The following is an 11,875-nucleotide window of genomic DNA, read 5'->3' as shown; positions in this document are numbered from 1 at the left end:
CAGGAACTGCGAGAAAGTTTTAATACTATGCTAAGAATTGCGCATTATAATAATGAGCAAAAATATCGAGATAATTATTTAGGAAATTTCTGGCAATTTGCAGATCCAATGTTACAAATTGGGATTATGGTATTGATGTTTGCTGCCCGCCAAGGACAAACTGAAAATAATCCCCATACACCGGGAATAATTGGTGCAGTTACATGGATTGCATTGGGGATGGTTACATATTTCTACATGCAATCATCAATGCTAAAATCATCAAAGAGTATTCAACGTCAAATGAAGTTATTAGCACGTATGAAATTCAATCTATCTGCGATTCCATTGACAGACATTATCACTGAATTACGACGTTATTTCATTATGATGGTAGTTGTGATGTTAGTAATCGTTTTTGGTTTGGGTGTATGGCCATCATTGTGGTGGTTACAATATTTCTATTACTTCTTTGCGATGATTATCTTTTTGTACGCATTAAGCTTGGTAACGTCAACGGTGTCAGTGTTGATTCCGGACTTCTATAATGCTTATGCAGCTATATTACGTGTAGGAATGTGGGTATCCGGAGTTGTTATTTCAATTGACTCACCGCCACTTCCAGAGACAATTTCACAAATTCTAAAATTAAACCCTTTGTATTATATTATTAAGGGAATGCGTGAAACATTGATGCTTAATCCAGTTGGATTTTGGGATAATATGACACTAACATGCATTTTTTGGGGAATTGTAAGTATTTTCTTGATTGTTGGAGTGCACATTCATATGCGCTTCCGTGATCGTTTCTTGGACTTTATTTAATAACCCAATATTGTGTGAACTTAAAAACCCCGTTTGAATTGGCAATGGCTAATTCAAACGGGGTTTTATGATATTTTAGGTCAGGAGAGCAAGATCTAATTTATTAAAATGGAACTTCGTATTTAGTATTTAAAAAGTAAGAACGAGCTTACCTTGTGGGTGATCCTCAAGCATCATACGATGGGCTTCTTGAAGATTCTTTTCATTAAATGGCATAGTATCTGCCATAGCAATGTGAATCTTATCAGCAGACATATCAGCTAACAGATTAGCTAGAATGTTACCATCTGCGCTTGCGAATGCATGTTGAACGTTCTCTTGATTTTCCAAAGAGGTAGGTACAGGAAGTAAAGTAAGCATCTTACCATTTGGTGACAATTGCTTAGCAATACGTTCTAGTGTGACATCATCAGTAATTGTATTAAGGGCACCATCGAAGGTGACGTCACTAGGAATGCTATCTGCATCAATGACGGTTACATTGCCCAATGCTTCAACACGTTGTGCTTGGTTAGGGCGGACAAGTGCATATACATTTGCACCACGTAGCAAGGCAGCTTGGACAGCTACACTTCCTACAGCACCAGCAGCACCTGTAATAAGGATGTTTTGGTCAGGTTGAACATCTAAGCCAGCTGTAATCATTTCATAGCCTGTAGCGGCGCCTAGAACAGAAGCAACGGCTAGTTCATCTGAGATATTGTCAGGCACTTTCGCAAGATGCTTTTGATGGACTGGAACTTGTTCCGCGTAGGTCTTCAGATGACGCGACGCGGCTACACGATCGCCTACCTTGTAATCAGTGACTTTATCACCAACTGCAATTACTTCACCAACAACGCTTGATCCAGGAATGACAGGCAATTTTTGGTCACCCATCATCCCTGCAACAAATTTAACGTCGTATGGATCAATTGCAATAGCGTGGTTTTGAACTAAAACCTGGTTAGGTGTTACTTCGGGTGTGTCCACACGTGTGGCCTTAAGAACCGCAGGTGTTCCGAATTCAGACATTTCAATGGCTAACATAATCATCCTTTCCGTTGGCGAGGCCAACTAAGCGCAATTATTGCGCCAATCCAAGTGAGTAAGTTTAAACAAATCACGGGCCAGAATACAGCGTTTGGTTCGTAATCATTGGTGACGACATTTTGACCCTTTGTTTGATCAATAATCAATGCACCAACTTTAGATGTGCGTGGTTCAGCAATGGTATGACCATTGTGTGTCACGTTAGAATGAGCGTAGACAATCGTTGGTACCATTACGGAATGCTTAGCTTGTTCAGCACTCCATGTCATTGTTAACTCGGGTGATGCACTGATAATTGGACGTAATGGATTTAGAAGTAAATCATGACGATAAAGTAGATATGCATCATCTGAAGGAGCTAAATTAGATACTGGCAGATAATCCGGCGTTTGTTTTTGAATCATCTTCATAGCAATTGTTAGATCATTACCAACCCATGCTTTACGTTCATCCTCTACACTAAGTTTACCACTATTCACCATATATGAACGATTTTTCATGACGCGCTCTTTATTGAAATGACGTGTAGATGAAAATCCGTTATCAATGATGTTAGTGACGTTTAATGTTACTAATCCAACAATAACCAGCCAAACTGTTATATAGATCGATGGTGATTCTGGCTTATAAGCAAGTAGCTTAGTGAAAATTAATCCGGCTAAGATAGCGGTCAAAATGCTACTAATAACCGCTAAGCGCGAAGGAAATTGTAGCGTATTAACAATCGTGGGAAATAATGTACGCAGTGTGGTCCAAGGGATTAACACAGAAGATGCGATGATAAAAATTGTGCCAATCCAAAGGCTATCACGTTGGATTTGACTAAATTGGCGATAAAATAACGTCGCTCCGATGATAACGAAGATAATTAACGTCATACCAGTTAAACCATACTGGCGTAATGAAGCATCTCCAAATGAGAAATGCATCGATTTACTCATGATGTCAGCGGGAATAAATGGCGTCATTAAATTGTTCGTACTATTAACATCAATTAATGTGATGACAAGGTTACTAATTAGTAACCCGAATAAAGCCATAGCTCGAATAAGTGGCCAGAATAATAATTTTAGTGTGTCATGAGCACGTAATTGAGCGCCAATAAAGAAAATTAACAAAGTTAATGAGGCGATTAAAGCACTTAAAAAGTGGATTTGTGTCAATGTTGCCAAAGCAACACTTAAGTTAATCCAGGGGTAATTCTCTTTTTTTGTATAAAAGTAAACACCATAGATTAGTACGAAAGGGAGCACTGCAGCCCCAACGGCAGTAAAGGACTGGTTTAGCATCCATTGATTAGTGAGCGGCATAGTCATGTACAACAAAGCAGCGATGATTTGCCCAATGAATGGCACATTCATTGCACGTGCTAAGTAACGAACCCCTACACCAGCAACGAAAATAACTAAAATGCTCGAAACGACTTCAAATACAAACCAGCTTTTGCAGATTAGGAGTAATCCACCTGCTAAATAGGCAAAGATAGGTCCATAAACAGCATTAATGATACGGCCATTTCCATTAAAACCATACATCGTTTGAAAATAATTAAAGGTCCCGTGATCGATTTGCATAGCTGTGTCGTAGAAACGGTTAAAATGGAATAGGGCATCTACTCCAAGGATAGGACTATGTGTCATGATTTGTGGTAAAAGTAACAGAAATGAAAATGCAGCTATGATATAGAAGGATAGTGCAGATTGGCTAGATAATGCTGATTTGAGCTTGGACTTAAGTGACATATTAGACTCCCGAAATTGTAAACTTATTCCTTCAATTTTATCTGAAATACGCTCAAAAAGATAATATTTTACAGCTGTGCCTGTATTTCAATTAAGTTATCTTGCACGCAGGCGTGTTTAATGATAAAATTCTAATCATTCTCTAATAATAGATTTTGAAGTAAATCGTTTGAATACATATATTAAACAGGAAAACATAGGAGTATTAATTATGGCAGGAAATGTTTGGCAAAAAATGAGCCGACGAGCAAGCCTTTCGAATTATGAAGATTCGAATCGTAAGTTGGTTCCATCACTACGAACAAAAGATTTGATTGCAATGGGTATCGGTGCGATTGTTGGAGCCGGGATTTTTACAATTCCTGGAATCGTCGCAGCTGACTACGCTGGACCTGCTGTCGTTATCTCATTTATTATCGCTGCCGTCGTTGCTGGATTGTCAGCGTTGGCCTATTCTGAATTTGCCTCAGCGTTGCCTTTCTCAGGTGCGATTTACGCTTGGTCAAACGTTATTTTTGGAGAATTCATTGGTTGGCTAATCGGATGGATCGTTATTTCCGAATACGTGATTGCGTTGGCTTTGCTTGCTTCAGGATGGTCAGCCTACTTCCAAGGATTTATTAGTGGGCTAGGGGTTGATATGCCAACTGCTTTGAGTGGATCATTCAACATGGCTAATGGTAATTTTGTGGACTTAATGAGTGCAATTGCGTTGATTGGAACAGCAATGCTAATCGTTCGTGGAATGAAGGGTGTGGCGATTGTTGAAAACACGCTTGTTATCATGAAGGTTGGAGTTATCTTGTTGTTCATCGTTGTTGGTGCAACTGCAATTCAAGTGACTAACTGGATGCCATTTGTTCCAGCTCATGAAGTCGGAACAACATTTGGTGGTATGCAAGGGATTGTTGGTGGAGCAGCGCAAGTATTCTTCGCTTACATCGGATTTGACACAATTGCTGCTAACTCAGCTGAAACAATTGACGCACAAAAGACAATGCCAAAGGCCATTATTGGAACTTTGGTTGTTGCGACAGGATTGTTTATCGCCGTTGCGGCTGTGTTGACTGGTATGTTCCCATACCAAGAATACGCAGGTAACGCAGAACCAGCTGCCTGGGCATTGCGTCAAGCAGGCCACTACTTTACAGCTAACCTACTATCTATTGTTGCGTTAGGTGGAATGTTTACAGGTATTATCGCCTTCATGATTGGTGGATCACGTTTGTTGTACTCATTCGCCAAGGATGGTTTGTTGCCAAAGGGCATGTCTAAGTTGGATAACCAAGGCCTACCTTTGATTGCCACAATCGTATTGACTGTTATCGCGGTTATTTTGGCATCTGCAATGCCAGTTGAATTGCTAGCGAATTTGGTTTCTGCTGGAACATTGATTGCCTTTGGAGCAGCGTCACTTGGAATCGTCTTCTTGCGTAAGCGTAAGGATATTGATCACTCAGGATACAAGGTACCACTTTACCCAGTATTACCAATCATCTCAGTATTGTGCTGTCTAGGATTGTTTGTCAGCCTTAGTCTAGAATCAATTATGATGACGATGGTTTGGATTGCTATGGGAGCCGTTGTTTACTTCGTATATGGCATGAAACACAGTGTGCAAAATAAAGATTAATTATAATAAGTAATGAAAACACTAACATTCACTGTTGGTGTTTTCTTTTTGTTCAGATTTAGCCCACAAAACGCGCCAAATGTGCGATAATAAACACAATTGAAAGGTGATTGTGAGGGTAAATACGATGCAAGAAATTCTAATTCTAACCACTGGAGGCACAATTGCCTCACAAGAAACAGATAATGGGTTAGCGCCAGGACTGCCTGATGAGCAGTTGATGACGTATTTTGAACCTCGACCTGGCATTAATTTGTCAATTGAAACGGTCATGAACAAAGACTCTTCTAACATGCAACCAGAAGACTGGTTGAAGATGGCAGAGCGTGTACAACACCATGTGGATGATTACGATGCATTTATCATTACACACGGAACAGACACGATGGCATACACTGCAGCAGCGTTGTCATATCTGTTGAACAATGTGAACAAACCAATCGTGATTACCGGCTCACAAGTGCCGTTAGAAATGATTGAAACGGACGCCATTCGTAACTTACATGATTCACTAACTGTTGCTAGTCAAGCAGACCTAAAGGGGGGTTACTTGGTCTTTAATGGTTTGGTGATGGCAGGAACGCGTGCGATTAAGACGAAGAGTAAGAGTTACGGTGCTTTTGAAAGTATCAACTACCCATACATTGCGAGTGTAGGGGATGGACAGTTCAAGATGCTTTACGAACCGCGTGAGAATGATAAGATTGTCATGAGCGAATTAGCAATCGATACGAACGTTTTCGTTTTGAAGGCATTCCCTGGAATGCCAGTGGAAGTGTTTGACTACTTAGGTGATACAACACATGGTGTGATCATCGAAAGTTTTGGAAATGGTGGCTTACCGTTCGCACGTCGTAATCTAATTCCAGCGATCGAAAAGCTAACTGCTCGTGGTATTCCAGTGATTATCACAACACAAATCCTAGAAGAAGGACAAGACATTAACTTGTACGAAGTAGGAAAGAAAGTGGCAGATGCTGGTGGAATCACAGTTGGTGACATGAATACAGAAGCCGCTGTTGCGAAGTTGATGTGGGTCTTGGCAGATACACGTGATTTGGATAAGATTCGTGTCTTGATGCAAACACCAATTGCGCACGACTTGAACTTTGTTTAATTGAAAGGAGTAGCTGTATGGCAGATTTGAAATTTGAAATCTTGCAAGAATTTGGGACACTTTCTACAAGTAAAAGTGGTTGGGAACTACAATTGAATTTTGTTCAATGGGGAGACAACCAACCTAAGTTTGATCTTCGTACATGGTCACCAGACCACAAGAAGATGGGGAAAGGATTGACGCTTAATCATGATGAAATTGTGAAGTTGTCAGCCGTATTAGAAGATGTTTTGAACGCTGAAAAAACTGGCCAACAAAATGCGGTGCCAGAAGAAATCGTTAAAGTGTTTGAAGAACTTCCAGAAGAAACAACAGATGCACCTGGTTGGGCTAAATTAGGTGATTTATAGAAATTAAACCGATCCTTAGATCGGTTTTTTTATTTATTTTCGTTTTTTAATTTTTGATAACCCAGTGAATAGTTCGCTATGCTGCCTAAAAGGTTTAAATGATAGAAACACGGTTCTAATCGACTTTGTTTTTGTTAAGCCGGTTAAACATGAATTTAATAATAGAAACGTGCATAAAAGCCGTCTATATAAGGGGTTGTATAACTGGAATGGCTTCGCTAATATTAGCCCATAACTAAGTTCAGGGGGAGAATGTGATGCGATTGGTTGTCATGAATCATGTAAAGCAAATGCAAGATGTTAAAGGTTTTCTGCAACAAATGAGAGTGATGTCGATTGATACAATTTTAGTATTAAGTACGGATCAAACTAGTGAATCAGGAACACCAGAACTATTAACGAATGTCACGCTAGCTAATGATGGCATTAGCCGATTGTATCAAGATAATCCGCTTCTCTGTTTGCAGAAAGAGTTACAAAAAACAAGTGCAAAATGGCACTTAGGTTGGGCGACACAAACACTCCACACAACGAGTCAACGTGGAATGGGTGTCTTAACAACTAATCGGTTAGGTGTCATTTGGCAGCGGATTATTAGTCCACATATCCAAATCCAAGTCATTGATATGGGCCCTTATGTTGTCGGTGTGATTACAGTTAAGGATGCAAGGTTAGTTCGACGTAGCATGCTGCAACGCGTGCATGATTTGTTGAAGGCGCAGGTGAAGCCAGTCTTGTTGTTTGGCCCAACTATTTTCGCCGAAGATCTTGAAAATTGGGGTTGGTTATCTAAATCAGATTTCCCACAACAAACCTTGGGTCAAGCATGGGAACAAGATGTGTGGTGTGATTGTGGTGGGGATGTGACGGTCCTACAAAAATGTGTATTACCAGAATGGAATTCGGGTTTGTTGATTGATTTTAAGTGATAAACAAAATAAAAAGCCCATCTCTAAGGAGATGAGCTTAATCATTATTTTTCAGGAACTGAGGCCCCTAGGCTGTTCTTGAAGTGGGCTAAGGCCCAATCATGCCCATTGGGTGAAAAACTTGCCACAGCATCGGGGTGGACTGTTAATTGATAGTTCAAGTTATACCCATCAACGGCGGTGTGCAAGACGCAGATATCCGTGCATACACCAGTCAAATGTAATGAGGTAATCCCACGACTACGCAAATAATTATCCAAATTGGTGTTGGCGAAACTACTATAACGATTTTTAGGATAGATATACACATTGGAATCGTCTTGATGTTTTGCGACCCAATCAGCCAAAGGTCCGTAAAATTCACGCCCCCAAGTATTAGCTAAATTGTGGGGTGGAAATAATTTACTTTCAGGGTGAAATGGATCATTTTCTTCGTGTAAGTCAGTAGGTAGGATAACGGCATTCCCAGCTGCTAAATGCTCATCAGCAAGCGCCACAATACGATCTGCGATGGCTTGCCCAGGTTCACCACATGTTAATGCGCCATCTGTAGCAACGAAATCATTTGTATAATCAATAATCAACAGAGCTTCCATATGAAGTATTCTCCTTATTTAGGTAATGGCATCGTTGTCAACGTGACAGTTGAGAAGGCAGTTGGTGTGTCTGTAATCATTTCACGAATGCTTACTTTCCAAGTTTGGATACGGCCACCAATGTGAATTGGTGTCGCACGACCTTCAAGCACACCTTGGGAAACAGCAGCTAGATGGTGTGTTTGAATATCGACACCAACAGCGACGACATCAGTCCGATCTGCGGCCTTTAATGCTTCATTAGCGCCAAGACTAGCTGCTTCCTCGGCGATTAGGGCATTAATCCCACCGTGCACAACACCATAAGGTTGTTTCGTCTGCGCGGTGATTGGCAATGTGACCGTCACTAATTCAGCGGTCAAAATCTCTGCGTTTAAATGAAAAAATTTTGAAACAGTCATAATGTGCCTTCTTTCAACTCTTAAAGTTTATGATTTTCTCCATTTTAACCTAAAAAAGGTAAGAGACAAAAGCATAACCAGCTGTAAAATGGTAAGATAAACCTACTAACATGAAATTAGCGCTGTGAATGTAAGGAGATAAACGCATGGAAACAGTTGAATGGACACCGATTAAAGAGTATTCAGAAATTCTATTTGAACGTACTGGTAAGATTGCCAAGATTACAATGAACCGTCCGGAAAAGCGTAACGCTTTTACACCAACAACGGTTGCTGAAATGATTGATGCTTTTAGCTACAGTCGTGATGACGCTTCAATTGGCGTAATCATCCTAACTGGAGCTGGGGATGAAGCATTCTCATCTGGTGGAGACCAATCTATCCGTGGAAATGGTGGATACGTGGGACCAGACGAAATTGCACGTTTGAACGTATTGGACCTACAACGATTGATTCGTGTGATTCCAAAGCCGGTTGTGGCGATGGTTCGCGGATGGTCAGTTGGTGGTGGAAACATCTTGCAACTTGTCTGTGATCTAACAGTTGCCGCTGATAACGCTAAGTTTGGTCAAACAGGACCAATGGTTGGTTCATTTGACGCCGGTTATGGATCAGCCTACCTAGCACGTGTCGTTGGACACAAGCGTGCTAAGGAAGTATGGTTCCTAAACGAATTCTACACAGCACAAGAAGCGATGGACATGGGTTGGATTAACCGTGTTGTACCTTTGGCTGATGTTGAAACAGCTACCCTAGAATGGGCTGAAACAATGTTGAAGAAGTCTCCAACTGCCTTGCGTTTCATCAAGGCTGCTATGAACGCCGACACTGATGGTGTGGCTGGATTGCAACAATTGGCTGGGGATGCCACAATGTTGTTCTACACAACTGACGAAGGTAAGGAAGGACGTAACGCGTTCTTGGAAAAGCGGGAACCAGATTTTGATCAATTCCCTAAGTTCCCATAAACCAAATGTTGATTTAAATGGCGGGGGACCTAGTGTTCGCCGCCATTTTTAATTGGAATGATAAGGAGATCATGATGGAAAATTGGTTAGTAACACAAGTAAAACAACGACCAAGTCACATTGCCGTCAGTGATCAAACGACGGAGTTAACATTTGCACAAGTATATGAGCAGGTTGTCGAAATGGCAGAACGATTAACGGCAATTTTGGATGAAAATTCACGTGTTGCGTTGATTACGCCAAATTCACTAACCGGTTATACGATTGCACTTGCTTTGCAACAATTAGGCCGTCAAATTGTTTTGTTGAACCGTCGCTTGTCAGCTAAAGAATTACAATATCAAGTTGAACATGCTGAAATCACACAAGTGCTGCAAGATGATGACTTTATGCATGTGCTAGAACATGTCGAACAAGTGACATTTTCAGTTGTAACGCAGGCGGAACGTATACCTGCGACGTTGGTAGATAACTTTGAACCATCAGATGTAACCAGTATTATGTTCACATCTGGTACGACTGGTCGTCCTAAAGGAGTAGAACAAACTTTCGGTAATCATTATGCGTCTGCGCAAGCAACGGCCCAAAACTTTAGCCTAACAGCTGATGATACATGGCTAACGGTTGTGCCATTGTTCCATATCAGTGGTTTCTCAATCGTCATGCGTTCATTAATCTTGGGATTACGTGTTCATTTCTATGATCACTATGATCCAGCCGAGTTGAATGAGGATATTATGGCAGGTAAAGGGACGGTTATTTCAGTCGTACCAATGATGTTGAAGGGAATGTTAGCGGCGCAAGTTGATAAGTATCCAACAAGTTTCCGCCACTTTATTCTGGGTGGTGGACCAGTGACTAAGGCCGATTTAATTGCTGGGGATGCTGTTAATGCTCATATCACGCAAACGTACGGCATGACAGAAACAGCTTCGCAAATTCTAACGCTGTCTGACGCAGACGCTGTGACGAAATTGGGGACGGTTGGTAAAGCTGTTACACCCGTTAAAGTGCGTTTAACTGACGTTGACGCTCGTGGCGTAGGACGACTACAAGTGAAGTCTCCCACCATCACAGTGGGTTATCTAAATGATGATGCTAAGTACGCTGCGTCATTTGTGGATGGCTGGTTTGATACTGGTGATCAAGCAACAATGGACGCGGAAGGGTTTGTGACGATTGTTGGTCGTGAAGGCGATATGATTTCATCTGGTGGGGAAAATGTCTTCCCGGCTGAAATTGAAGAAGTCTATCAACAACACCCGGTAGTTGATGAAATTGTTGTTGTCGGTCGTGCGGATGACCGTTGGGGTGCAGTACCCGTCGCGTTCATTCGGTTAAATAAAGGACATGTATTAGACAAAAATGATTTGCGTGAATTTGGGCGCACACACTTAGCGCATTACAAAGTGCCGAAGCAATTTATGAGCTATGATAAGGAATGGCCACGTACTGCTAGTGGTAAAATTCAACGTTTCCGACTACAAGACGAAATTGAGAAACCTTAAATATTTAAGGTTCAGGCCAAAATAATAGCCGCGTTTAAGGTTCACAACTTACGATAATTATATAAATTAAAGAATAATTAACTTGTAAAGGGGTAGGGATATGGCAAAAGAGACAGTGAAGTTGTTAATTGTAGAAGACGATTACGCATTGAACGACACAATTAGTGAAACAATTAGTGGATTAGGAAGTATCACACAAGTTCACGATGGTGACGAAGGCTTGTACGAAATTGAATCTGGCGTTTACGACGCAGTTGTCTTGGATGTTATGTTGCCTGGACAAGATGGATTTACAATCTTGCGTAAGGCTAAGGAAATGTTCCCGAACCTACCAATCCTAATGTTGACGGCTAAGGGAGAGTTGGCTGACAAGATGCAAGGGTTCGACTTGGGGGCTGATGAATACATTACAAAGCCTTTCTACAAGGAAGAATTGCTTGCCCGATTGAAGACTTTGCTACGTCACACGGGTGTTCTAGGACAAGCTGGTGCGTTGGAAGTTGGAAATGTGCAAGTTTACGTTGAACAACACAAGGTGTTGGTTGACGGTAAGGAAGTAAACCTACAAGGACGTGAATTTGGTTTGTTAGTTTACTTGATGCAACACATGGGCCAAATCGTAACTAAGGATCAAATTTTTGACCGCCTATGGGGATTTGACTCAGATACATCTTTGACAGTTGTTGAAGTATACATGAGTAACTTGCGTAAGAACCTACGTAATGCAGATGCTGCGATTAACATTAAGACATTACGTAACGTTGGTTACTCATTGACTGCGCAGGCTGATTAATT

Annotated in this window: 12 protein-coding genes; 8 read left to right on the top strand and 4 right to left on the bottom strand. The window is 41.1% G+C overall.

Annotated features, from left to right (window positions below; translation table 11 throughout):
- Positions 1-27 precede the first annotated feature (27 nt).
- Positions 28-804 carry an ABC transporter permease gene (locus KHQ31_RS07550; RefSeq protein ID WP_213408961.1) on the top strand — a complete coding sequence of 259 codons (777 nt, stop codon included), beginning with the start codon at positions 28-30 and terminating at the stop codon, positions 802-804.
- 129 nt (positions 805-933) lie between these two features.
- Here the strand turns inward: KHQ31_RS07550 and KHQ31_RS07545 are convergent, their stop codons facing one another.
- Both KHQ31_RS07545 and KHQ31_RS07540 read right to left on the bottom strand, forming a co-directional pair.
- Positions 934-1,833 carry a quinone oxidoreductase family protein gene (locus KHQ31_RS07545; RefSeq protein ID WP_213408960.1) on the bottom strand — a complete coding sequence of 300 codons (900 nt, stop codon included), beginning with the start codon at positions 1,831-1,833 and terminating at the stop codon, positions 934-936.
- 2 nt (positions 1,834-1,835) lie between these two features.
- A complete protein-coding gene (locus tag KHQ31_RS07540) occupies positions 1,836-3,578 on the bottom strand; it encodes a glycosyltransferase family protein (protein WP_213408959.1) in 1,743 nt (580 codons plus the stop codon).
- A gap of 211 nt (positions 3,579-3,789) precedes the next feature.
- Between KHQ31_RS07540 and KHQ31_RS07535 the strand changes: the two genes are divergently transcribed.
- From KHQ31_RS07535 to KHQ31_RS07520, 4 genes are all read left to right on the top strand, one after another.
- Positions 3,790-5,211, top strand: coding sequence for an APC family permease (locus KHQ31_RS07535; protein ID WP_213408958.1), 1,422 nt, complete (start codon positions 3,790-3,792; stop codon positions 5,209-5,211).
- 127 nt (positions 5,212-5,338) lie between these two features.
- The gene (locus KHQ31_RS07530) at positions 5,339-6,328 is read left to right on the top strand and encodes an asparaginase (protein WP_213408957.1); all 990 of its coding nucleotides are present in this window, start codon (positions 5,339-5,341) and stop codon (positions 6,326-6,328) included.
- A gap of 17 nt (positions 6,329-6,345) precedes the next feature.
- A complete protein-coding gene (locus tag KHQ31_RS07525) occupies positions 6,346-6,678 on the top strand; it encodes a YdbC family protein (RefSeq protein WP_213408956.1) in 333 nt (110 codons plus the stop codon).
- A gap of 257 nt (positions 6,679-6,935) precedes the next feature.
- Positions 6,936-7,607: a hypothetical protein gene (locus KHQ31_RS07520; protein WP_213408955.1), complete on the top strand. Its 672-nt coding sequence runs from the start codon at positions 6,936-6,938 to the stop codon at positions 7,605-7,607.
- Between the two features lie 44 nt (positions 7,608-7,651).
- Here KHQ31_RS07520 and KHQ31_RS07515 read toward each other — a convergent pair whose 3' ends face one another.
- The gene (locus KHQ31_RS07515; protein WP_213408954.1) at positions 7,652-8,203 is read right to left on the bottom strand and encodes a cysteine hydrolase family protein; all 552 of its coding nucleotides are present in this window, start codon (positions 8,201-8,203) and stop codon (positions 7,652-7,654) included.
- A gap of 14 nt (positions 8,204-8,217) precedes the next feature.
- The gene (locus KHQ31_RS07510) at positions 8,218-8,604 is read right to left on the bottom strand and encodes a PaaI family thioesterase (protein ID WP_213408953.1); all 387 of its coding nucleotides are present in this window, start codon (positions 8,602-8,604) and stop codon (positions 8,218-8,220) included.
- Between the two features lie 146 nt (positions 8,605-8,750).
- On the opposite strand from KHQ31_RS07510, the gene menB reads away from it, so the two are divergent.
- The 3 genes from menB to KHQ31_RS07495 all read left to right on the top strand — a co-directional run bounded on the left by menB (position 8,751) and on the right by KHQ31_RS07495 (position 11,873).
- The gene (gene menB, locus KHQ31_RS07505) at positions 8,751-9,572 is read left to right on the top strand and encodes a 1,4-dihydroxy-2-naphthoyl-CoA synthase (protein ID WP_213408952.1); all 822 of its coding nucleotides are present in this window, start codon (positions 8,751-8,753) and stop codon (positions 9,570-9,572) included.
- Between the two features lie 74 nt (positions 9,573-9,646).
- The gene (gene menE, locus KHQ31_RS07500) at positions 9,647-11,080 is read left to right on the top strand and encodes an o-succinylbenzoate--CoA ligase (protein ID WP_213408951.1); all 1,434 of its coding nucleotides are present in this window, start codon (positions 9,647-9,649) and stop codon (positions 11,078-11,080) included.
- Between the two features lie 100 nt (positions 11,081-11,180).
- Positions 11,181-11,873, top strand: coding sequence for a response regulator transcription factor (locus KHQ31_RS07495; protein ID WP_213408950.1), 693 nt, complete (start codon positions 11,181-11,183; stop codon positions 11,871-11,873).
- Positions 11,874-11,875 lie beyond the last annotated feature (2 nt).

This window comes from Weissella ceti, from assembly GCF_018394055.1.
Lineage (GTDB): Bacteria > Bacillota > Bacilli > Lactobacillales > Lactobacillaceae > Weissella > Weissella ceti.
The sequence above is the reverse complement of the archived record's forward strand: the minus strand, read 5'-3'. Positions and strand labels throughout refer to the sequence as shown.

Excerpts from the sequence above, each read along its gene's own strand:
- KHQ31_RS07550 (WP_213408961.1), top strand. The coding sequence starts at position 28 with ATGCTAAGAATTGCGCATTATAATAATGAGCAAAAATATCGAGATAAT.
- KHQ31_RS07545 (WP_213408960.1), bottom strand. The coding sequence starts at position 1,833 with ATGTTAGCCATTGAAATGTCTGAATTCGGAACACCTGCGGTTCTTAAG.
- KHQ31_RS07540 (WP_213408959.1), bottom strand. The coding sequence starts at position 3,578 with ATGTCACTTAAGTCCAAGCTCAAATCAGCATTATCTAGCCAATCTGCA.
- KHQ31_RS07535 (WP_213408958.1), top strand. The coding sequence starts at position 3,790 with ATGGCAGGAAATGTTTGGCAAAAAATGAGCCGACGAGCAAGCCTTTCG.
- KHQ31_RS07530 (WP_213408957.1), top strand. The coding sequence starts at position 5,339 with ATGCAAGAAATTCTAATTCTAACCACTGGAGGCACAATTGCCTCACAA.
- KHQ31_RS07525 (WP_213408956.1), top strand. The coding sequence starts at position 6,346 with ATGGCAGATTTGAAATTTGAAATCTTGCAAGAATTTGGGACACTTTCT.
- KHQ31_RS07520 (WP_213408955.1), top strand. The coding sequence starts at position 6,936 with ATGCGATTGGTTGTCATGAATCATGTAAAGCAAATGCAAGATGTTAAA.
- KHQ31_RS07515 (WP_213408954.1), bottom strand. The coding sequence starts at position 8,203 with ATGGAAGCTCTGTTGATTATTGATTATACAAATGATTTCGTTGCTACA.
- KHQ31_RS07510 (WP_213408953.1), bottom strand. The coding sequence starts at position 8,604 with ATGACTGTTTCAAAATTTTTTCATTTAAACGCAGAGATTTTGACCGCT.
- menB (WP_213408952.1), top strand. The coding sequence starts at position 8,751 with ATGGAAACAGTTGAATGGACACCGATTAAAGAGTATTCAGAAATTCTA.
- menE (WP_213408951.1), top strand. The coding sequence starts at position 9,647 with ATGGAAAATTGGTTAGTAACACAAGTAAAACAACGACCAAGTCACATT.
- KHQ31_RS07495 (WP_213408950.1), top strand. The coding sequence starts at position 11,181 with ATGGCAAAAGAGACAGTGAAGTTGTTAATTGTAGAAGACGATTACGCA.